Source organism: Actinomyces succiniciruminis (assembly GCF_900002405.1).
Taxonomy (GTDB): Bacteria; Actinomycetota; Actinomycetes; order Actinomycetales; family Actinomycetaceae; genus Actinomyces; species Actinomyces succiniciruminis.
Genome location: NZ_LK995525.1, coordinates 17,968 through 39,218, shown reverse-complemented (window position 1 = coordinate 39,218; position 21,251 = coordinate 17,968). Strand labels below are relative to the sequence as shown.

Below are 21,251 nucleotides of genomic sequence, written 5' to 3'. Positions count from 1 at the left end.
GATGAGCCGTTATCCCGCCATGTTCTCCCGCCTGGCCGACGCCGGTGAGGGTGCCTTCGTGCCCTTCGTCATGGTCGGCGACCCCACCCCCGCAGCCTCGGAGGCGATTATCGAGGCGCTGATCGACGGCGGTGCTGATGCCCTGGAGCTGGGCACGCCCTTCTCCGACCCGGTGGCCGACGGGCCGACGATCCAACGCGCACACCTGCGCGCGCTGAACGCCGGGGTGAGCTTCACCGACTGTCTGGACGTGGTGGCGCGCGTGCGTGCACGCCACCCTCAGCTGCCCATCGGCATGCTCATCTACGGCAATGTGCCCTTCGCGATCGGCCTGGAGGAGTTCTACGCCCGCTGCGCCGCTGCCGGCATCGACTCGGTGCTGCTGCCGGACGTGCCGGTGCGCGAGTCGGCGGAGTTCTCCGCCGCCGCCGAGGCCGCCGGGATTGACGCCGTGTACATCGCCCCGCCGTCGGCGACCGCCCAGACCCTCGACGCGGTGGCCAAGGCCTCCCGCGGCTACGTGTACGCGGTCTCCCGGGCCGGGGTGACCGGGACCGAGCGCGCCTCCTCCACCGTGGGCCTGGCGCAGTCGGTGGCGCGGCTGCGGCAGGATGCGGCCGCACCAGTGATGCTGGGCTTCGGCATCTCCGGCCCCGAGCAGGTTGCCGAGGCGATTGCCGCGGGCGCCGACGGGGCCATCTCCGGATCGGCGACCGTGAAGATCATCGAGTCCCACGTGCCGACGCTGGCCCGCCTGGCGCAGGAGTCCGGCGAGGACTCCCCCGAGTACGCCGCTGCGGTTCAGGCCTTGCAGACCGAGCTGCGCGACTTCGTCGCCACCATGAAGGCCGCCACCCGCCGAGATCGGTAAAAGTTACGTGCCGAGATCGGTAGAAGTTACGTGGCTCTTCGCGCTTGCGGGTGTGGTGAGCTGATGGGCGTTGGTTCGCCGGGGGTCGTTGGCGCACGCGTGCCGGTTGCGTGGCGCGTGGCGCGATTGGTGGGGGTGCGCGTTGGAGCACGGTGGGCCAGGCACGACGGCTCGTGCGTTCGGGTCAACGTTCACGCCTTCGCCTGACGGTTCGTGCGTTCCGTTGACGGTTCGTACGTTGCGGTCGACGGTTCGTGCGTTCCATTGACGGTTCGTACGTTGCGGTCGACGGTTCGGCACATCCGACGACGGTTCGTGGGGTAGGTGTACGAACCGTCGTGGTTCATGCCGAACCGTTGCTGCTAGGTGACGAACCGTCACAGGAACACACGAACCGTCCACCCCACGGCGGCCCGACGACGTCCTCTGATCGGCCGAATACGACCTCGGCGGCCCGAACACGACCTCCCACACGCGAACCCGACCGCCTGGCGGGCCGGTTCACGTCGAACAGGGCCCCGAACACGACCACCACACCACCAGCCGCGCCCGAACCACCGCACCCACAAACACAAACAGCCAGTTGCGTGCCGAGAATCACCGCAGTTCGCCATGCGGACGGGCCTGGATTGTCGGCTCCGCCCTGTCCTATGGTCCGAGCCGTGTTCAGTACTCTCCCGCTCCGTTCGGTCATCGGCGCAGCCGGCGGCCGTTTCGGCGTGGCCGAGATGTGTATGTGTCGCGGTATCCGCATCACCGCTGCCGACTGACACGCCCTTCCCTTGACACGAGCTGCGTCGGCAGGTGCCTGCCGACGACTCCTCCTGTGTCTGTCCCTCTAACGGGCCCCACTTGTCGGGGCAGGTCCTGACGTGTACGCAGCAGTACCCGAAAGGTCTGCCCATGCCCCCTACCAGTAACACGGGCCGCAATACCAAGGCCGCGGACGGCCACGTGGACGTCCCACCCACCACCGTCATCCCGCCCGATGGGGACGGAAAGTTCTCCCTGAGCGAGGACTGGGTGGCCACCATCACCGGACTCGGCCTGCTCGTTCTGGCCCTGCTTGGCGTCATCCCGAGCATCTCGGGGTGGTTGTGATGAGTGCTCCCGCCCGCGTCAACACGCCCACACCCACTGCTGCCGGCCCCGGCGCCGAGCCCGCCCCGGACGCCCGCCCGGAGGCCGCCTCCCCGGGCTGGACGCTGTTCGGCCTCATCGTCGTCGTCGGCCTGGCCGCCGCCGTCGACTACCTGGACAGTCACGTCCCCCTCTGGAGCGAGGGGACCTGGCTCGGCGGAATCGCCGGTTCGATCGAGTTCCCCGTCTACGCCATCGCCCTGGGATTCGTCGCCAATGCCCTCCTGTCGGCGCTCGGCATCATCGACCGCCTCTCGGCGGCGTTCCGCACCGAGTTCTTCATCAAGACGGGGCTCGTACTCCTGGGGTCGACCGTCAATATCAACGTAATCGTCTCCGCGGCGGCGCCGGCGATCATTCAGGCCCTGCTCATGATCTCCACGGTCTTCCTGTTCACCTGGTGGATCGCCGGCCTGCTGCGCGTCGAACCGCACCTCAAGGCCCTGTTGGCCACGGCCCTGTCGATCTGCGGGGTCTCGGCCGCCGTGGCGGCGGCAGGTGCCGTCAACGCCAAGCGCGAGCAGCTCGCCTACACGGCCGGGCTCGTCGTGGTCTTCGCCCTGCCGAGCATCTTCCTGCTGCCGTGGCTCGCCGCCCTCCTGGGACTGTCCGCGCCGGTGGCGGGGGCCTGGATCGGCGGAAACATCGACACCACGGCGGCGGTCACCGCCGCGGGGGCCGTCGCCGGCGAGGACGTGCTCGAGTTCGCCGCGATTGTGAAGATGACGCAGAACGCTCTCATCGGCTTCGTTGCCGTGGGCCTGTCCCTCTGGTTCACCCTGCGCGTGGACCGCCGTGACGCCGACGGCACCGCCGCCTCTGCTACCCGCCCCGGTTGGCGCGAGGTCTGGCAGCGCTTCCCGAAGTTCGTTCTCGGCTTCATCGCCGCGTCGGTGCTGGTCTCCGCCATTGCCGCCGCCGCGCCCGGCCTGGTCGCGGACGAGAGCAGCTGGTTGAGCACCGGTCTGGCCTCCGCCAAGGCGCTCCAGACCCTGTTCTTCACACTGGCCTTCGTGTCGATCGGCCTGGAGTTCCGGGTCAGTGCCCTGCGGGAGGCCGGCTGGAAGCCCGTGCTGGTGTTCCTCGCCGGCACAGTCTGCAACCTGGTGGCCGGCCTGCTCTACGCCCAGGCACTGTTCGGCTGGGTCTTCGGAGGACTGTTCTAAGCCCGTCGGCGGCTCGGCCGCAGCCGCCGACGCAGATCAGGACGGCCTGCGCGACCTCCCCGAGGCCCCATCGCGTGCCGGAGCTGTCTCAGGACTGGCTCACGCCTCTGTCTCGATCAGCAGCTCATCTAGCTCGACGACGCCGGTGCGCAGCGCCAGCAGCACCAGCTGCACCCGGTCGCGCGCCCCGGTCTTGGCCAACAGGTGGGAGATGTGCGTCTTCACCGTCGCCATGGACAGCCACAGCCGGTCGCAGATCTCCTGGTTGGTCAGCCCCCGGGCCACCAGCGCGAGTACCTCCGTCTCCCGCTCGGTGAGCCCACCGGGCAGCGGCGGCGGCTGGGGCCGGGTTTGCTCCACCTGGCCGGCGCGTACGGCGGTCAACAACCGCCGCGTCGGTCCGGGCGAGATGACCGAGTCGCCGCCATGGACGGTGCGCACCGCCTCGATCAGCCGCTCCGGGGCCGTATTCTTCAACAGGAACCCGGCCGCGCCGGCCTCGATGGCACCCATGACGTAGCCGTCGGTGTCGAAGGTGGTGAGTATGACGATGCGGCCCTGGGCTCCCGCCTCAATCAGGCGGCGGGTCGTGGCCAGGCCGTCAAGGCCCGGCATCTGCACATCCAGCAGGATCACGTCCACGGGATCGCTCTGTGCACACCGCAGCGCCTGGCCACCGTCGCCGGCCTGCCAGGCGACCTCGATGTCCGGCTGCGCCCCCAGCAGCATGGCCAGCCCCGCGGTGAACAGCGGCTCGTCGTCCACCAGCGCGACCCTGATGATGCCGTTCATGCGGCCTGTCCCGGCTGCGCCTGGGTGAGGTGCGGCGGCGCCGGCAGGGTGACGTGCACGCGCCAGCCGCCCTCCGACCGCTCCCCGGCCCACAACCGGCCGTTGAGCGCCACCACTCGTTCGCGCATGGTCTGCAGCCCCGTTCCCCGCCGGGTGTCGTCGTCCAGCGCGCCTGCGGCACCGCCTCCGGCCGATATGGGCTCCGCATTCTCGACGACGATATCGACTCCGCCGTCCTCGCCCCGCACCCGGACCTTGGTCGGCGCGGATGCGGCATGGCGCATCACGTTGGTCAGGGCCTCCTGTATGCAGCGGTACGCCGCCTCCCCCACCGGGGCCGGCGGCTCGGCGTCGCAGCGCAGGTCGAGGGTGAGCGGCAGGCCCGCCCGCCGCGCACCCGTAACGAGCCGTGGCACGTCGTCGAGGCCCGGACTCGAGCCGGCCGGTGCCGCGCTCCCGTCCGACTGCGGCGAGGGCCGGGCCATGGGGGATTCGTCGACGTCGGCGCGCAGCATGTCGACCAGTGCGTGTACTTCGGAGACGGAGCGCCGGCTCGTCCGCCCGATCACCGCCAGCGCCTCGGCGGCGGCCGCGGGATTGGTAGCCAGGACGGCCCGGGCGCCCTCGGCCTGCATGCCGATGACGGACAGCGAGTGCCCCAGCAGGTCGTGCACGTCCCGGGCGATGCGCTGCCTCTCGGCCACCACGGCCAGACGTCGTTCGGCCTCCTGCTGGGCGGCCAGTACCTCTGCCCGCTCCAGGGCCTGCTCGATCCGCTCGCGAGCGCGTCGGCGCAGCAGGCCGGTCAGGAAGGCGACGGTGATGAACGCCCAGCTCACCGCGAGGACGATCAGCTCGGCGCCCGGGGTGGGCGGGTCGATCAGCTTGTCCGCGCGCAGGGCGCCGACCGCGCCACCGAGGTACCCCAGGGCCGCCAGCGGCCAGGCGTGGGGGCGCGGGACACGACTCGTGCAGGTCTCCACCGCCACCAGGCAGGCGACGATGGCGAGGATGGAGAGCCCGTCAAAGATCAGTACGTGAGCGGCAAGCGCCACTCCGACGGCGACGACGGCGACGGTCGGGGCGAGGCGGCGCAGCGCGATGGCCACGCAGCACACGGCGAGGATGATGATGTAGGCACCGGAGTCGACGAGTGCGTTGCGCAGAGCGCCGGCCGGCTGCTCCGTGATCATGGGCGGATTCCATGCGCACACATAGGCCAGGGAGACGGCCAGCAGCATGTCGGCCACACCCGGACGCCCCCTTGGCGGCCACCGCCGCACACCGCTGTCCGGCACGGCCGGCGCCCGCCGGCCACGCCCCGCCGCCTCGCCGTCGCGCATCCTCATCCCCGCCTCTCCCCACCTGTGTAAGGGGCCCGCCCTCCGCGGAGCGCTATCCGGTATGCGACGGTAGCGGCACGGCGCGAGCCGGGTCTTCATACCCGAGTATGAGTCCGGCGACCGAGAGCGCCCGAACTTCCGCCCCGGGCCCGATGCCGACGACCGCGGGCGCGGGAATGCTGCAAGGCATGAACACAGTCACCCTCACCCGCCCCGGACCCACCGGGGGCGAGGCCGCAACGCGGTTCCCGGACGCCGTCGTCACCACCAGTGCCCTGACCAAGACCTTCGGCAGGGGCGCAGCCGCCCGCACCGCTGTCGACCACCTCGACCTGGTCATTCCCCGCGGCGTCGTCTACGGCTTCCTGGGCCCCAATGGCTCCGGCAAGTCCACAACCATGAAGCTGTTGCTCGGCCTGCTGACACCGACGTCTGGAAGTGTGAACCTGTTCGGCGTCCCGCTGGATCGGCGCAGTCGCGGCGGGCTCATGGCGCGCACCGGCTCCATGATCGAGCAGCCGCCCGGCTACGGGCACCTGACCGGCGCTGAGAACATGCGCCTGGTGCAGCGCATGCTCGGGCTCAGCGACGCCCAGGTGAACCGGGCCCTTGACCTGGTGCGTTTGACCGGCCATCGGGACCGCCTGGTGAAGACCTACTCAATGGGCATGAAGCAGCGTCTGGGCATCGCCATGGCGCTGGCCCGGCAGCCGGAGCTGCTCATCCTGGATGAGCCGACCAACGGCCTTGACCCGGCCGGCATCGAGGAGGTGCGCAATCTGCTGGTGTCGTTGGCGGGTGAGGGCGTGACGGTGATGGTCTCCAGTCACCTGCTCGACGAGATCGACCGCATGGCGAGCGTGCTCGGCATCCTGTCGGCCGGCAGGCTCGTCTTCCAGGGCACGCGTGCCGAGCTCATGCGCCGTTCGGTGCCGGACCTGCTCCTGGTCACGCCCCGCCCCCAGGACCTCACCCCGACGATGCTGGCCGGACTGGACGGTGCCGCAGGTAACCGGCCTACGCCGGAGCCGCCCACGGCGGTGGCCGTGACCGAAGCCGGTGTACGAATTCCCGGCCTGTCTCCCGGGGCCGCCGCCGAGCTGGTGCGGCGGCTGGTAGCCGCGGAGGTCCCCGTGTATGAGCTGCGACGTGAGCCCCAAAGCCTGGAGGACGTCTTCATGAACCTGACCGGCGGAGCGGGGGCGCTGTGATGGGTACACAGCCGACAGTCGCCAGGTCCTCCCGCGGGCGCCGCGGCTACAGTGGTTACGCACCGCCGCTGCGCTCGGGCGGGTCCTTCCGCGTCGCCGTGCGACTGGAACTGGCCAAGCTGCGGCGCCTACGCACCATGCCGATCGTGATCGTACTGGGCGTGACCGCAGTGGCGTTCGCCGCGCCACTGTCCGCGTCCTCCCGGGCGGGCCTGGCCGATCCGGCAGCCCACCCGTGGGAGGGGATCCTGCTGCAGTATGCGCTGGTCAATGCCCTGTTCTCACCGATTCTGGTGGCGGTGCTGGCCAGCCGTCTGACCGACATTGAGCACGCGTCCGGCGGCTGGTACCTGTCTGCAACGGCCGGCCTGACGCCCGGGCGGCTGTGTCGGGCCAAGTTCGCCGCCCTGGCACTCATGCTGGTGCCGGTGCTCGCGTTGCAGACGCTGGCACTGATAGTCGCGGCCTGCGCCGCCGGTGCCACCGTGCCGCTGTCAATCGGGATGTGGGCCGGATACACCACCCTGTTGATCGGCGTCGACCTGGCCATGTGCGCGCTGCACGTTCTGCTCGCGGCCGTGCTCGACAACCAGCTTGCGTGTGTGGGCCTCGGGCTGGTGGGTGCCTTCATCGGCGTGTACATGTTCCTCGCCCCGGCCTGGCTCGCGCGGCTGCTGCCGTGGGGGTACTGGGCAATGATCTGCCCCATCTCCCAGGGCGGCCCCGGCGACCTCATGGTCGCCCGCCCACCCCTGGGCTGGATAGCCGGATTTCTGGGGCTGGCCACCGCCTGTTTCTACGCAATCACTTCCCGCCTCGACCGCATCGAAAGGTGAGACCCATGCCTGCAACCAGTGTTTCACGCGGCACTCCCGCCCCCATTTCGGTTACCCAGACGCCGACCGCCAAAAAAGGCACCTGGCCGGCCCTGCTGACCGTGGAGGCCCTCAAGCTGCGCAGGTCCCTGGTGTGGTGGGTCGTGGCGGTACTGCCGGTGCTCACCGTCATCTCCGGATCGGTCAACTTCGCAATGAATCAGGAGGTGCTGGCGCCTACTTGGGAGACCTTCGCCGGCCAAGTCACCCTGTTCTACGGCCTGTTCTTCTTCTCGATCGCGGTCGCCCTGCTGCTGGCGGCGGCGTGGCGCCCGGAGCATCGGGGTTCGTCTTGGAACTACATGGCCACGACACCGCACTCTCCAGCCGCGGTCGCCCTGGCGAAGACGGGGGTGATCCTGATGCCGGTGGCCGCCATGCAGTTGCTGCTGATCGCACTCACCTGGCTGTCCGGCATTGTGTTCCTGCACCTGGGTGGGGGCCTGCCCGTCGGCTTCGCGGTCTCGGCACTGCTGGCGGTGGTGGCAGCGGTGCCGCTGGTTGGCTTGCAGTCCCTGTTGTCGATGCGGATGCGGTCCTTCGCCGCTCCCGTGGCCCTGGGGCTGGCGGGAACGGTCATCGGCATTGCCGTGGCCTACCAGTCGCGGGCAGTGGCGGGGCTGTGGCCGTACTCGCTGGTAACGCGGGCGCTGACGCTCGGCTCGAACGCCCTCACCGACGCCGGCGGCCTGGACTGGGCCGGCATCGGTCCGGTCCTGGCCTGGGCCGTGGCGGGCGGCGCAGTCTTCTGGACGCTGCTGGCACGCATGGCAGGTTCTGCAACGCCTCGGGTCTGACCGGATGGGTTGGCCGGTCGTTCAAGGAAGCGGGGCAGACCAACCAGTGGCGCCATCGTCAGCGGGTCAGTCACGCCCCACCTGCGCGAAGCGGATCGGCCCCGCCCCCGCCAGCACCCATGCCGTCGGCAGGATCGACGACAGCGCAGCCAAGCACAGGACCAGGGTGATAACACTGCCGCCGTCCGTGAGGAAGAGAATGAGGGCTCCGACGCATGCCATGAGAATTACTGCATATGTCATGGCCACCACTAGCGTGAGCCGAGGGCCTCGCCTGTACGCATGTCCCACTGCCTGCCCGAAAGCGGCGAACACGGTCCAAACGAACGCCATAATGAGAACCTGCCACCAAGTGCCGGAGGTCCACCCACTCACGGGACCCAGCTTCAACGAGTCAAGTGTTATCCCGCCTGTGAAATGCAGCTGAGTCGGCAGGATCAGGAAGCCGATGGCCCAGACTATAAGCGCTCCAGCAACAGTGATCAGGGTGCTCAGGGCGTGCACGATACGGATCCTACTAAGTCCGACCCCCGCCAACGACATGCGCGGTATCGCAGACGTGGCCTGCAGCATACCGTTCACGAACAGCAGGAGCATCCACCCAAAGAACCAAGTTGAATTCGCCGCGAAAGCAAAACCGTCCAGGGGCCTAGTAGCCCCATTGGTCAACGCCGGGACCATATAATTGAACAATCCGCTGCACAACGTTCCAATGCCGGCCATAAGCCATAGCCACCACGTCTCACTGAGAGCATATTTGAGCAACGGCAGCAAGTTGCTCCGCAGCCCCTGATCTGCAAGAACGCTACGGCCTGAGCCAGGAGGAACAATAGTCATGTGAATACTCCTAAGTTGATCTGGGAATTAGGTGAACCTAAGGGGACCTGGGGGACAAATGCCCCGGCCGCAAGCCCGACAACGCCGAGCCAACCACGATTTGTCCGCTGCTCGACCGCAGCCGCGCAACACCATGACAGCGCAGGTCATCAGGCCATGTTGTGGTCTATGAGTGATACGAAACTGTCCTGGAACGACAGAGGCTGAACCTCGACGTCGGCGGCGGCGAGGGCTTCCAGACAGGCATCGGTGAGCCCCGTCGCGACGATCCGAGCAAAGCGACCGAGTTGGCGCTCGGAGAGGACGCGGGACTCGGCGTCGGCATCGAGGATCCGATGGATCACCTCGGGCCGACCGACAAGCGCCAGCGCGTAGGCACGAAGGTGCTCAGCGGTATCCACACAGACGACCCTGCCCTCAGCGAGGACGATGACGTTCTCAATCAGGGACTCCAGCTCGGATACCAGATGGCTGGCAACCAATAACGTACGCGGAGCCCCCGCCTCCGCAGCATCGGCCGAAGCGCGAATGATCTCCTCCGTCAACGCCATGCGTGTAGGAACGTCGAGCGCGTCGGTGGGCTCATCGAGCATTGTGATCGGAGCGCCGCAGGCCAAAGCAATCGCCGTCACGAAGAGCGAGCGCTCACCCTGAGAGCGTTTGCCGAGACTGCCGCCGAGCTCGAGTTGGAAACGATCACTGAGCCGGGCGAATCTGCCCTCATCCCAGGTGGGCCGACAACTGGCCAGACGCAGCAAGGACTTAGTAGAAACACTAGCGGGATCCGCGTAGTTGCCGGCATATACCCCCAGGGCGATCCGTTGGTCTCGCGATGTTTCCTGACCATCGATGATGATGGCGCCAGAGGCCGGCTCGAGGTAACCGACAAGAGCGTGGAATAGCGTGGTTTTGCCGGATCCGTTGGGGCCGAGCACTCCGGTGATCGAGCCCTCGGCGATGTCCATGGAGACGTTGTCGAGGGCGGCAGCCTTCGAACCCCGGTACGTGTGGGTGAGGGAGTCGATGTGTATCATCATTCACTCCTTGGTCTGGTCCGTTGCGCCTTCGGCAGAAATGGCGCGGATGTGTTCGATGAGGGTGTTCGCGTCGATACCGAGTGCAAACGCCTGACGGACGACCGCGGAGAAGGTCTGATCAATGAATCCGGTGTACTCGGCGGCGATCAGACGGTCACGGGCGCCTTCAGCTACGAACATGCCAAGGCCTCGGCGCTTGACGAGAAGCCCTTCCTCGATCAGCTGAGCGAACGCCTTGGCAGCAGTGGCTGGGTTGATCCGGTAGCTGGTGGCGTACTGTGTGGTCGACATCACCCGATCCCCGTCAGTCAGCGCCCTAATGAGGATCTGGTGGCGAATGTCGTCAGCTATCTGCTTGTAGATCGGCGTGGTCGAATCAAGCTCCACAGAACACCCCCTCGCCGGTTCATTACACAACTACTGAACCATATGACCATAGGGGTGTCAAACCGTCTCGCTACGCTCCGAGCCCCAACGGTTCTCTGACGCGGGCATCGTGGCGACTTCCCCGCGCCTACCGACCAGAAAAGCCCCGGACTCATATGCGTGCCGGTAGGGTCGGCTCATGCCATCCCCACTGCTCAAGCGGATCGCCCGGATTCTTACCTCCAGCGCCAAACGGACCGTAACCGACGCCCTCGAGGAGGAGCTGAGCACCCGGGAGAAGTCGCGCAAGCGCAGCTCGTCCCGGCCTGAGACGAAGCGGGAGGGCGTGCCCGCGGGTGCCGCCTCCCGGACGCCGGCACACAGCCCCCGCACGGGCGCGCACGACGGCGTCGGGGTCTACGACGTCGCCTCCCTGGGACTTCCGGACTTCACCTACTCCCCCGATCCCGACGGCGACGCCGATCCCGGCGAGGTGGTGTGGACCTGGGTGCCCTTCGAGGAGGACGCCACCCAGGGCAAGGACCGTCCCGTGCTCGTCCTGGCCCACCACGGCAAGCGGCTCGTCGCCGCCCAGTTGACCAGCAAGGACCACGACCTTGACGCCGCCCAGGAGGCCCGCTGGGGTCGCTACTGGCACGACGTCGGCACCGGGCCCTGGGACTCCAAGGGCCGCCCCAGCGAGGTGCGCCTGGACCGCCTGCTGCTCGTCGAGCCGGATGTGGTGCGCCGCGAGGGCGCCACCATGAAGCGGTCAACCTTCGACGGCGTCGTTACCGCTCTGCGGGCGCACTGGTCCTGATCACCCGCCACGGGTGGCTGCGGCGCGACGCACTTCACGTCGTCGGCCGGTATTCGACCGAGTATTGCCGGTGTATCCGGTGCTAAAGTGCGCTTGGACCTCTGGCCTGGCCGGCTTCGGGGTCCGGCGATCGGGCCTGCCGGGTGCTTCCACCACCTCAAGTCCGCCCGCGGCGCCAACCCTCTCTCCGGCCATTGACCATTCAGACACCAGAAAGCTTCACTCACAGTGGCGAACATCAAGTCTCAGATCAAGCGCATCAAGACCAACGAGAAGGCCCGCCTGCGCAACAAGTCCGTCAAGTCCGAGCTCAAGACCTACGTGCGCCGGACGCGCGAGGCCGTCGAGGCCGGCGACAAGCAGGCCGCCGAGGAGCACCTGCGCAAGGCCTGCCGCAAGCTGGACAAGGCCGTCTCCAAGGGCGTCATTCACCGCAACCAGGCCCGCAACCGCAAGTCGAAGCTGGCCAAGCGCGTCAACGCCATGTGACCCGGCGCGCGCACGAATGCGTCTGGAAGGGCGTCTCCCAACTGGGAGGCGCCCTTCCTGGTTTCCGTCTTCCGGACCTGAGCTCGTGGCCCGCTCCGACGGCGTTACGATTCCTCAGGCCGGCGCCCTCCCGCCCGGCCGCACATTCAGGCGACCGTGAGGAGAACGCATGCGCATCGGGTTCGACCGGGACAAATACCTCAAACTGCAGTCCGAGCGAATCGCACAACGCCGGGCCCAGTTCGGCGGCAAGCTCTACCTGGAGTTCGGCGGCAAGCTCATTGACGACATGCACGCCTCCCGCGTCCTGCCCGGTTTCACCCCCGACAACAAGATCGTGATGCTCGCCGAGTTGGCCGACGACGTGGAGATCATCGTCGCCGTCAACGCCAAGGACTTCGCCCGCCACAAGATCCGCGCCGACCACGGCACCTCCTACGAGGACGAGGTACTCCGCCATGTGGATGCCTTCCGCGACTACGGGCTGTATGTGGGCAGCGTGGTGATCACCCAGTGGACCGACGACAACCAGCAGGCCGCCGAGTTCAAGCGCAAACTGGAGAAGCTCGGCATCACCGTCTACCGCCACTTCCCGATCCCCGGTTACCCCAACGACGTGGCGCGCATCGTCTCCGACCAGGGGTACGGGCGCAATGAGTACATCAAGACGTCCCGCGACCTGGTGGTGGTCACCGCGCCGGGGCCGGGATCGGGAAAGATGGCCACCTGCCTGTCGCAGATCTACCACGACCACGTGCGCGGCATCTCCTCCGGCTACGCCAAGTTCGAGACCTTCCCCATCTGGAATCTGCCGCTGGACCACCCGGTCAACATCGCCTACGAGGCCGCCACCGCCGACCTTGACGACGTGAACATGATCGACCCCTACCACCTGGCCGCCCACGGCGTGCAGACCGTCAACTACAACCGCGACGTCGAAGTGTTCCCGGTGCTCTCGCGCCTGTTCGAGCAGATCATGGGCAGCTCCCCGTACGCCTCCCCCACCGACATGGGGGTGAACATGGCCGGCTACTGCATCAGCGACGACGACGTGTGCCGGGAGGCCTCCAAACAGGAGGTGATCCGCCGCTACTACAAGGCACTGGTGGCGGAGAAGCGGGACATGCTCGAGCCGGTCCAGTCCGGGCGGATCGCCCTGCTGATGAGCAAGCTCGGCATTGCCAAGGAGGACCGTCCCGTCGTCAAACCGGCATTGGAGTTGGCCGCTGCGACCGATGCGCCGGCCGCGGCCATTGAGCTGCCTGACGGATCCATCGAGCTGGGCAAGACCTCTCCGCTGCTGGGATGCTCCTCCGCCATGCTGCTCAACGCCCTCAAGCGCCTGGCCGGCATAGACCCGACGGTCGACTTGCTCGCCAAGGAGTCGATCGAACCGATCCAGACGCTCAAGACCCGCCACCTGGGCAGCCGCAACCCGCGCCTACACACCGACGAGGTACTGATCGCGCTGGCGGTGTCAGCCAACGGGGATGCCAACGCCGCCCGCGCACTGGACGAGCTGGGCAGCCTGCGCGGCTGCGACGTGCACACCTCGACCATCCTGGGACCGGTGGACGAGGGCATCTTCCGCTCCCTGGGGATTCAGGTGACCAACGAGCCGGTCTTCGCCACGAAGTCCCTATATCGCAAGAAGTAGCACGGCCTGTTCCCTCTCCCCACCGAAACCGCTGGTTTCAATCGCCATGTCTCGGTATATTCGCCGCAACGAGACATTCTCGTGTGCTCTGGGGTCGGTGTAAGTCCGAACCGGCGGTGACAGTCCGCGACCCGTCCGCTTCTGCGGTCGGCTGACCAGGTGGAACTCCTGGACCGACGGTAAAAGTCCGGATGGGAAGCGCACACGGGACACGTGGTGTCGCGTCATGTGGCCGTTGGCCGACGCGCCCGCGCGTCCTCTCCCCCAGTGCACCCGAGGGAGAGGACCACATGACCGCGTTCTCGATTGCGGAGACGGCCGCGATGCACCGCGCCCTCGACGCAGCCGCCTCCCCCGACGTCCCCGCCGGTCCCAATCCCCGGGTCGGTTGCGTCATTCTCTCCCGCACGGGAGACGTCCTGGCCGAGGGCCACCACCGCGGCGCCGGCACCGCCCACGCCGAGGTCGATGCCCTGAAGAACCTGACGGCGTCGGGGTTCAGCGCGCGCGGCACCACCGCTGTCGTCACGCTTGAGCCCTGTAATCACCAGGGCCGCACCGGCCCCTGCTCTCAGGCACTCCTCGACGCGGGGGTCGCCAAGGTCGTCTACGCCCTGGACGATCCCACCGCGCAGGCTCGGGGCGGTGCGGCCGCCCTCGCAGCCGCCGGGGTCCGCGTCCAGCGCGGCCTGTGCGCCGAGCAGGCCGCACGGCTCATGCGCCCCTGGCTCTTCGCCGTCAGGACCGGCCGTCCCATGGTGACCTGGAAGCTCGCGGCGACCCTCGACGGCCGCATCGCCGCTGCCGATGCGACAAGCCGTTGGATCACCCCTCCGGCGGCCCGACACGACGCACACCGCCTGCGCCGCGACTGTGATGCCATCATGGTGGGCACCGGCACCGTACTCGCCGACGACCCGGCACTCACCATCCGTGACGACGCGGGCGAGCCGGCTCCGGCCCGACTCCAGCCGCTGCGCGTCGTCGTCGGCTCGCGTCCCGTCCCACCGACCGCGCAGGTGCTCGCCGACGACAATCACCTCCTGCTGTCGGAGCGCGACCCGCACGCCGTACTCGCCGCCCTCGCGGCCCGCGAGATCCGCCACGTCCTCCTGGAGGGCGGCCCCACCCTCGCGGCCGCCTTCCTGCGCGCGGGCGTAATCGACGAGGTGGTCGCCTACATCGCCCCCGCGCTGCTCGGCGCCGGGCCCGCCGCCACAGCTGACTTCGGAGTGTCGACGATCGCCGACATCCTGCGCCTCGGGCAGGTTCACGTCGAGGTTCTAGACGCGGGCGGCGATCCTGCGATCCGCGTGACCGGTGATCTCGGCGGCACAGACCGCGCCACCACAACCGTCCCCTCATCCATGACTACACCCACTACCCCACAACACGCTGAGGAGAATCACTGATGTTCACGGGAATCGTTGAGGAGCTCGGACGGGTCGTCCGGCTCGAGACCATGGCGGACTCCGCCCGGCTCACGGTCGATGCGCCGACGGTCACCCGGGACGCGCGGGAGGGCGACTCCATCGCCGTCAACGGCTGCTGCCTGACCGTCACCGAACTGCACGACGGCGCCTTCACCGCGGACCTCATGGCGGAGACGCTCGCCCGTACCAACCTGGGCGACCTGGCCCCCGACCACCACGTCAACCTCGAACGGGCGCTGCGCGCGGGTGACCGCCTGGGCGGGCACGTCGTCCAGGGACATGTCGACGCAACCGTCAACATCCTTGACCGCCGGCACAGGGAGCACTGGGACCTCGTGCGCCTCGGCCTGCCCCGGCATCTCGCCCGCTACGTCACCGGCAAGGGCTCCGTCGCCCTCGACGGGGTCTCCCTGACCGTGGTCGAGGTCGACGACGGTACCGGGAATGGCAAGGCCCCGGACCGGGGCGGGCCGTCCTTCACCGTCGGCCTCATTCCAGAGACTCTGCGCCGCACGACCCTCGGCATCAGAGCGCCGGGCGATCGGGTGAACCTGGAAGTCGATGTCATGTCGAAGTACGTCGAACGGCTCCTCGCCGCCGGGTCGGATCGGGAGAAGGCGTGAGCATGCCCGACAGCACCCGCCCCATGGAGCACCGGGACGATCCGACTGCCGGTCCCGCGGACACGTCTGCCGGCATCCGCTTCGACACCGTCGAGCAGGCCCTCGGCGCGCTCCGCGCAGGCCGCATGGTGATCGTCGTCGACGACGAGGCCCGGGAGAACGAGGGGGACCTCATTTTCCCGGCACAGACGGCCACCGCCGAGCAACTGGCCTTCGCCGTCCGCCACTCAACGGGAATCATCTGCGTGCCCACGACCGCAGAGGAGCTCGAACGCCTGGACATCCCCATGATGACTGAGCGCAATACCGACCCCAAGCGAACGGCCTTCACGCTGAGCGCAGACGCCCGCAACGGGGTTACGACCGGCGTGAGCGCCGCCGACCGGGCACGCACCATCCGCGTCCTGGCAGACCCGGACTCCGTACCGACCGACCTCGTCCACCCCGGCCACGTCTTCCCGCTGCGCGCCCGCCGGGGAGGGATTCTTGCGCGCCGCGGGCACACCGAGGCCGCCATCGACCTCATGCGCCTGTCCGGTCACCGCCCGGTCGGGGTCCTCGTCGAGGTCGTCAACGACGACGGAACCATGGCGCGCCGCCACGAGCTGCGCCAGATGGCCGACGCGCACTCCATACCCATGATCTCGGTAGGCGAGCTCGAACACTTCCGGTGGCTGCACGAGGAGCTCGTCGAGGAGGTCGTCACGGCGCACCTGCCCACCGCCCACGGAGAGTTCACCGCTCATGCCCTGCGCAGCCGGGTCGACGGCGCCGAGTACCTCGCGCTCGTGTGCGGCAGCATCGGCGACGGCGAGGACGTCCTCACCAGGGTGCATTCCGCCTGCCTGACCGGCGACGTCCTCTCCTCCCTGCGCTGCGACTGCGGGCCGCAGCTGCGCGCCGCCATGGAGACGATCAGCGCCCGCGGACGCGGCGTGCTCGTCTATGCCTCCGATCATGAGGGGCGCGGCATCGGGCTCATCGACAAGCTGCGCGCCTACGCGCTCCAGGAGGAGGGCATGGACACCCTCGACGCCAACGTCGCACTGGGGCTGCCGGCCGATGCGCGCAGCTATGCCACCGCCGCCCAGGTGCTGAGATTCCTCGGCGTGCGCTCGGTCGAGCTCATGACGAACAACCCGGACAAGGTCGCGGGCCTGGAGCGCTACGGGGTGAGCGTGTCGGCCCGGCGGGCGACGCCGACCTTCGCCAACGGGGAGAACCTCACCTACCTGCGTACCAAACGTGATCGCATGGGGCACCTGTTCACGGGGCTCGACGCCGGCGGGACACCTCCCCCGTCGGCTGCACCGCCCTCCGAGGAGACGGCCTCCAGTGACCGACCGGCGCTGGACGACAGCGGCGACCGCACCGGCAACAGCAGCATCAACGAGACCGAAGGAGCAGCACGATGAGTGGAACCGGGGCACCGGAGCAGAGTGCACCGCGCGCGCATGGAATGAAGGTGACGGTTGTCGCCGCCCAGTGGCACGAGCAGGTCATGGACGGTCTGCTCGCGGGGGCCCTGCGCGCTATCGAGGACGCCGGAGCGCGGGCGGACGTTGTGCGGGCCGTCGGCTCCTTCGAGTTGCCGATCCTCGCCGCCGCCGCGGCGCGAGGCGGGGCCGATGCCGTCGTGGCACTGGGGGTGGTCATCCGCGGCGGCACTCCGCACTTCGACTACGTGTGCCGAGCCGCCACCGACGGGCTGAGCAGGGTTGCCCTCGACACGGAGGTGCCGGTGGGTTTCGGCCTGCTCACCTGCGACGACGAGGCCCAGGCGCTCGCCCGCTGCGGTGGCCCCGGCTCTGACGAGGACAAGGGTTACGAGGCGGCGTGCGCGGCAATGCGCACCGCGCTGACTCTGGCCGCCATCGCGCAGTCCTGAGCAGCGGGCGGCCCGCCACCCGGCGTTGGGTCCGGCGCTAGGAGGAGCGCCCCGGCACTCTTCCGCGGCGGGCGTCGCAGATGGTGATAACGGCCCGCTCGACGGCGTAGACGGGGTCGCGGGAGGCGCCCTTGACCTCGGCGTCGGCGCGGGCTACCGCCTGGATCGCCACGGCGAGGGCGTCGTCGGACCAGCCGGCCAGCTCGCGGCGGGCGCGGTCTGCCTGCCACGGCGCCATGCCCAGGTCGCGAGCGGTCATGCCACGGCGACCACCCATGGCGGCGACCCGGGCGAGTTGGCGGATCTTCATGGCCAGGGCGGCGACGATGGGCACCGGGTCGGTGCCGGTGGCCAGGGCGTGCCGCAGGGCGGTGACGGCCTGGGCGACGTTCCCGGCCGCGGCGGCGTCGGCGACGGTGAAGCCGGTGGCCTCGAAGCGACCGGCGTAGTAGGTGTTGACGATGTCAACGGTGATGGTGCCCTGCGTGTCGGATATGAGTTGCTCGGCGGCCGCACACAGTTCCCGCAGGTCGTTTCCGAGCGCGTCAACCAGCGCCCCGACGGCGTCGGGCTCCATGCGGCGCCCGGCCCGCCGTACGTCCGCGCTCACCAGGGCGGCCTTGTCCTTGGGAGACTTCACGGCCTGGATCGTGCAGACCGGGTAGGGGGACTTGGCGAGCGCGTCCAGTAGCCTCTTGCCGCGCTGGCCGCCGTTGTGCCGCAGGATCACGGTGACATCCGGGGCGGGCGCGGGCACGTAGGCGAGCAGGTCCGTCAGCAGCGCGTCGGTCATCTGCTCCAGGGCGGGTATGAGCACGAGCTTGGGCTCGCCGAACAGGGATGGCGACACCAGCGTGTCCAGCTGGTGGGCCTCGTAGGTGGCGGCCTGGACGGTGGTGACCTCGGTGGCCGGGTCCCGTCGGCGCGCCTGGGCCTCGAGCCGCGATACGGCCCGGTCGGCGAGCAGCTCCTCCCCCGCCCGGATCAGCACGATCGGCGCGAGCTCGACCTCGTCCCAGGCGGGTCCGGCGGGGGCGCGGCGGCTGCCGCGGGAGGTTCGGGAGGTTGCCATGGCTCATAGCCTGCCACGGCGGCCGGTGCCATGTTCGCGCCGCCGGCCACGCCGATACAGGGCCGCGATCGCCGCCGCCTCTATGCCGGCCAGCAACAGCGCCCCGCCCAACTGCCCCGGCCAGGCGAGCGCAGCGCCCGGAAGGCGGGCGCACACCCGGGCCACCAGCGCCAGCCAGGCGCAAGAGGCCGTCGCCGGCCACGCGATCACCGCTGCGGCCTGCGGCCACCACGGCGCCACCAGGGCGGCGAGGATGCCGCAGACGGTGGCTACGGGCACGGGCGGGGCGGCGAGCACATTGGCCGCCACCGACCAGATACCGACGCTCGGACGCAGGAGTACCAGCACCGGGGCGCAGGCGAGTTGTGCGACCACCGGCAGCGCCAGGCCGGCGGCCAGCGGGCGCGGCAGGCGGCGGGACAGGGCGGTGGTCAGCGGGGCGGCGCCAAGCAGGATGCCGGCGGTGGCCAGCACGGACAGGGCGAAGCCGTAGTCGCGGGCCTGCCACGGGTCGACCAGCAGCAGGACGATCACCCCGGTGCACAGGGCGGGCAGAGAGGCGGAGCGTCTTCCCGCCGCCACGCCCAGCAGCATGACCGCGCCCATGGTGGCCGCCCGCAGCACGGAGCCGTCCGGACGCACCAGCACCACCAGCCCGACCAGGACCAGGGCGCCGACGCCGGCACGCGCCCACCGGGGCAGGATGCCCAGTCCGGTCAGCGCCAGGCCCAGGACGATGGCTACGTGCTCACCGGAGACCGCCGTCAAGTGGGTCATGGACACGGTGCGCATGTCCTCGCGCACCTCGGTGGGCAGCGCATGGTCATCCCCGAGGGCGACGCCGGGCACGAGGGCGCGGGCGCCGGGCGGCCAGGTCATCCGGGTCCCGCTCCCGGGGTTCGTCCGGGCGGGCTCCGCCCCGACGGCGGTGATGAGCCCGTCACGCAGGGAGGCGACGGTGCCGAGCACCCCGGTAGCGGGGCCGGTGGTGGTCACTGCGGCGTTGGCGCCGATGATGGCGGCCTCGGCGCCGCCGGGGTCAGCGGGGCGCAGCCGCGCCTGTACGCGCACCGGTGCGCCCATGGGCACCTTCAACCAGTCGGCGTCTCCCAGGACGGTTGCCGTAAGGCGAGAGGGGGCGCCGTCGACGGTGTCGACGGCGAGCGTGGTCAAGACGGTCGTCCAGCGTGCGGTGGCGGTGGCGCGCGGCGTACGGGTGACCGTGCCGGTCAGGATGACGGTGCGCTCCTGCGCGGCGGCAAGGGTGAGTGGATCGCGGCTGCGAGCCCAGGAGCCGGCCGCGGTGGCCGCGAGCACCGCTGCGACCGCCAGCACCAGTACGAGCAGTGAGGCGGACACCGATCCGATCGCGGAGCCGTCGGGGGCGTTGGCGCCGGGCCTGGGGTCGCGGCGGTGCCGGGGAGGACGGAAGCGGGCACCGGCCGCGGCCAGGGGGATTGCTGCCAGCACGGCACCGGCCGCCCCCACCGCCGCAGGCAGCCAGGGCCGTTCTCCGCCGAGGCCGATCGCCCAGAAGGCGCCGGCCCAGGCAGCGACCGCGGCGGGGGCCAGCCGCAGGTCGAGTGGCGGTGGGGCACTGTCGCTGATGGCGTGCCGCGCACGCCGGTTCGGGGACAGGCGGCGCAGGGTGGCGGGATCGTCCCAGGGCGCGGTCTCGCTGCGGTGGGCGCGGTGCCGACGCGCGCCGGCCGGCCTGGCGCTCATGCGATCGCTGTTCATACGGTCGCCTCGTCTCGGAGTGCCTCGAGCTTGGCGGCGCCGATACCGGAGACGTCGGTGAGTTCGGAGACGGCGGTGAAGGGGCCGTGTTCGGCGCGGTAGTCGACGATGCGCTGGGCCAGGGCGGGCCCGATGCCGGTCAGGCCTTCCAGTTCGGCGGCGGTGGCGGTGTTGATGTTGACGCGGCCGCCGGTGGCTTCGGCGCCGCCGCCATTCCCCGCGGCGCTCGTTCCCGCCGCGGTGGCGTCGTCCAGGTTCCAGTTGGAGGCGTCCTCTCCCTGGTGCGGCACACGCACCTGCTCGCCGTCGGAGAGGATGCGGGCGAGGTTGAGCTGGTCGGTGTCCGCGTCGGGCAGGGCGCCGTCCGCGGCGGCGATCGCGTCGACGACGCGGGCACCCGCTGGCAGCACGACCACGCCGGGGCTGGTGACGGCGCCGGCGACGTGCACCACCACCTCCCCACCCGCCTCAGCGCCGGCCGGCGCGACGGTTCCCAGTGGATCGGTAGCCGGGACGGTCGCCGCGGGGGCAGCCGAAGTGGTGGCGGCCTCGCGGCTCTGGGGCTTGGGGGCGACCAGCACCGTGCGCAGGGCGAGAACGAGTGCCAGTGTCACCAGGGCGACGCCGATGCCGATGGCGGCCCTGGGGGCGAGGGCGAGTCGCCGCGGGCGCCGCACCGGTTCGATCGGGTCGGTGGAGCAGGCGATGCGCACGAAGTCCGCCAGGGGGCGTTTGCCCACCCGGTCCGCCACCCGTTTGCCGCTCATGCGCCGACGGTAGGGCGACTGGGGTCGCCCCGTCTTTGGGACTGTGGACGGCGTCGGCGGTGGGTGCGGCGAACGGTGCCTGTGGACCCTGGCGGCGCGTGTACTAGCGCGGCGGCTCCAGGTGCGGGGCGACGACGATGCCCAGGGCGCCGGGGCCCAGGTGGACGCGGCTGGCCGGGTCGGCGGGTGAACGCATGATGGACTCGACGACGGCTCCGGCCTCGACCATGGCATCTGCCAGATCGTTCTCCAGGGCGCGTCCGTCGGCCGGATCGTCGCCGTAGTGAACGGCCAGTCGCACCGGCGCGGCGGGTGGCCGCGGGCCGG

The 21,251-nt window shown here is 69.7% G+C and carries 21 protein-coding genes, 1 pseudogene and 1 riboswitch; of the genes and pseudogenes, 13 read left to right on the top strand and 9 right to left on the bottom strand.

The window, feature by feature from the left end:
* The first annotated feature begins 1 nt into the window (after position 1).
* The 3 genes from trpA (at position 2) to BN1056_RS10350 (ending at position 3,177) form a co-directional block, all read left to right on the top strand.
* On the top strand, positions 2-871 hold the full coding sequence (trpA, locus tag BN1056_RS10360) for a tryptophan synthase subunit alpha (RefSeq protein ID WP_210580955.1): 870 nt from the start codon (positions 2-4) through the stop codon (positions 869-871).
* 903 nt (positions 872-1,774) lie between these two features.
* Positions 1,775-1,972: a hypothetical protein gene (locus BN1056_RS10355; RefSeq protein ID WP_210580953.1), complete on the top strand. Its 198-nt coding sequence runs from the start codon at positions 1,775-1,777 to the stop codon at positions 1,970-1,972.
* Positions 1,972-3,177 carry a YeiH family protein gene (locus BN1056_RS10350; RefSeq protein WP_210580951.1) on the top strand — a complete coding sequence of 402 codons (1,206 nt, stop codon included), beginning with the start codon at positions 1,972-1,974 and terminating at the stop codon, positions 3,175-3,177. Before BN1056_RS10355 ends, BN1056_RS10350 begins: the two co-directional genes overlap by 1 nt.
* 99 nt (positions 3,178-3,276) lie before the next feature.
* Here BN1056_RS10350 and BN1056_RS10345 read toward each other — a convergent pair whose 3' ends face one another.
* A complete protein-coding gene (locus BN1056_RS10345; RefSeq protein ID WP_210581022.1) occupies positions 3,277-3,960 on the bottom strand; it encodes a response regulator in 684 nt (227 codons plus the stop codon).
* Between the two features lie 5 nt (positions 3,961-3,965).
* Entirely contained in the window at positions 3,966-5,210 is a 1,245-nt protein-coding gene (locus BN1056_RS10340) for a sensor histidine kinase (RefSeq protein WP_244671656.1), read from the bottom strand.
* Positions 5,211-5,500: 290 nt separating this feature from the next.
* Between BN1056_RS10340 and BN1056_RS10335 the strand changes: the two genes are divergently transcribed.
* The 3 genes from BN1056_RS10335 to BN1056_RS10325 are packed head-to-tail and all read left to right on the top strand — an operon-like array spanning position 5,501 to position 8,195.
* Entirely contained in the window at positions 5,501-6,523 is a 1,023-nt protein-coding gene (locus BN1056_RS10335) for an ABC transporter ATP-binding protein (RefSeq protein ID WP_244671652.1), read from the top strand.
* Entirely contained in the window at positions 6,523-7,359 is an 837-nt protein-coding gene (locus BN1056_RS10330; RefSeq protein WP_244671651.1) for an ABC transporter permease, read from the top strand. The genes BN1056_RS10335 and BN1056_RS10330 overlap by 1 nt, the downstream gene beginning before the upstream one ends.
* A gap of 5 nt (positions 7,360-7,364) precedes the next feature.
* A complete protein-coding gene (locus BN1056_RS10325; RefSeq protein WP_210580947.1) occupies positions 7,365-8,195 on the top strand; it encodes an ABC transporter permease in 831 nt (276 codons plus the stop codon).
* A gap of 66 nt (positions 8,196-8,261) precedes the next feature.
* On the opposite strand, the gene BN1056_RS10320 is transcribed toward BN1056_RS10325, so the two are convergent.
* The 3 genes from BN1056_RS10320 to BN1056_RS10310 form a co-directional block, all read right to left on the bottom strand.
* Entirely contained in the window at positions 8,262-8,438 is a 177-nt protein-coding gene (locus tag BN1056_RS10320; protein WP_210580945.1) for a hypothetical protein, read from the bottom strand.
* A 743-nt stretch (positions 8,439-9,181) separates the two neighbouring features.
* The gene (locus BN1056_RS10315) at positions 9,182-10,069 is read right to left on the bottom strand and encodes an ATP-binding cassette domain-containing protein (RefSeq protein WP_210580943.1); all 888 of its coding nucleotides are present in this window, start codon (positions 10,067-10,069) and stop codon (positions 9,182-9,184) included.
* Entirely contained in the window at positions 10,070-10,456 is a 387-nt protein-coding gene (locus BN1056_RS10310) for a GntR family transcriptional regulator (protein WP_210580941.1), read from the bottom strand.
* Positions 10,457-10,634: 178 nt separating this feature from the next.
* Between BN1056_RS10310 and BN1056_RS10305 the strand changes: the two genes are divergently transcribed.
* The 7 genes from BN1056_RS10305 to ribH all read left to right on the top strand — a co-directional run bounded on the left by BN1056_RS10305 (position 10,635) and on the right by ribH (position 17,345).
* Complete coding sequence (locus BN1056_RS10305; RefSeq protein ID WP_210580939.1) at positions 10,635-11,255, top strand: type II toxin-antitoxin system PemK/MazF family toxin; 621 nt, start codon at positions 10,635-10,637, stop codon at positions 11,253-11,255.
* 228 nt (positions 11,256-11,483) lie between these two features.
* A complete protein-coding gene (rpsT, locus tag BN1056_RS10300) occupies positions 11,484-11,744 on the top strand; it encodes a 30S ribosomal protein S20 (protein WP_073328083.1) in 261 nt (86 codons plus the stop codon).
* Between the two features lie 169 nt (positions 11,745-11,913).
* Positions 11,914-13,401 carry a DUF1846 domain-containing protein gene (locus tag BN1056_RS10295; protein WP_210580937.1) on the top strand — a complete coding sequence of 496 codons (1,488 nt, stop codon included), beginning with the start codon at positions 11,914-11,916 and terminating at the stop codon, positions 13,399-13,401.
* A 79-nt stretch (positions 13,402-13,480) separates the two neighbouring features.
* A riboswitch (FMN riboswitch) is annotated at positions 13,481-13,609 on the top strand.
* Positions 13,610-13,691: 82 nt separating this feature from the next.
* Positions 13,692-14,813, top strand: coding sequence for a bifunctional diaminohydroxyphosphoribosylaminopyrimidine deaminase/5-amino-6-(5-phosphoribosylamino)uracil reductase RibD (ribD, locus tag BN1056_RS10290; RefSeq protein WP_210580935.1), 1,122 nt, complete (start codon positions 13,692-13,694; stop codon positions 14,811-14,813).
* Complete coding sequence (locus tag BN1056_RS10285; protein WP_210580933.1) at positions 14,813-15,457, top strand: riboflavin synthase; 645 nt, start codon at positions 14,813-14,815, stop codon at positions 15,455-15,457. The genes ribD and BN1056_RS10285 overlap by 1 nt, the downstream gene beginning before the upstream one ends.
* A 23-nt stretch (positions 15,458-15,480) precedes the next feature.
* Positions 15,481-16,872, top strand: coding sequence for a bifunctional 3,4-dihydroxy-2-butanone-4-phosphate synthase/GTP cyclohydrolase II (locus BN1056_RS10280; protein ID WP_210581018.1), 1,392 nt, complete (start codon positions 15,481-15,483; stop codon positions 16,870-16,872).
* Complete coding sequence (gene ribH / locus BN1056_RS10275; RefSeq protein WP_210580932.1) at positions 16,869-17,345, top strand: 6,7-dimethyl-8-ribityllumazine synthase; 477 nt, start codon at positions 16,869-16,871, stop codon at positions 17,343-17,345. Before BN1056_RS10280 ends, ribH begins: the two co-directional genes overlap by 4 nt.
* A gap of 37 nt (positions 17,346-17,382) precedes the next feature.
* On the opposite strand, the gene holA is transcribed toward ribH, so the two are convergent.
* The 4 genes and pseudogenes from holA to BN1056_RS10255 form a co-directional block, all read right to left on the bottom strand.
* Positions 17,383-18,417, bottom strand: a complete 1,035-nt coding sequence (gene holA / locus BN1056_RS10270; RefSeq protein WP_210580930.1) for a DNA polymerase III subunit delta — start codon at positions 18,415-18,417, stop codon at positions 17,383-17,385.
* Positions 18,418-18,420: 3 nt separating this feature from the next.
* The gene (locus tag BN1056_RS10265) at positions 18,421-20,142 is read right to left on the bottom strand and encodes a ComEC/Rec2 family competence protein (protein ID WP_244671649.1); all 1,722 of its coding nucleotides are present in this window, start codon (positions 20,140-20,142) and stop codon (positions 18,421-18,423) included.
* Between the two features lie 11 nt (positions 20,143-20,153).
* Entirely contained in the window at positions 20,154-20,924 is a 771-nt protein-coding gene (locus tag BN1056_RS10260; protein WP_244671648.1) for a helix-hairpin-helix domain-containing protein, read from the bottom strand.
* Between the two features lie 103 nt (positions 20,925-21,027).
* Positions 21,028-21,251: pseudogene (locus BN1056_RS10255) on the bottom strand (DegV family protein); the annotation flags it as partial.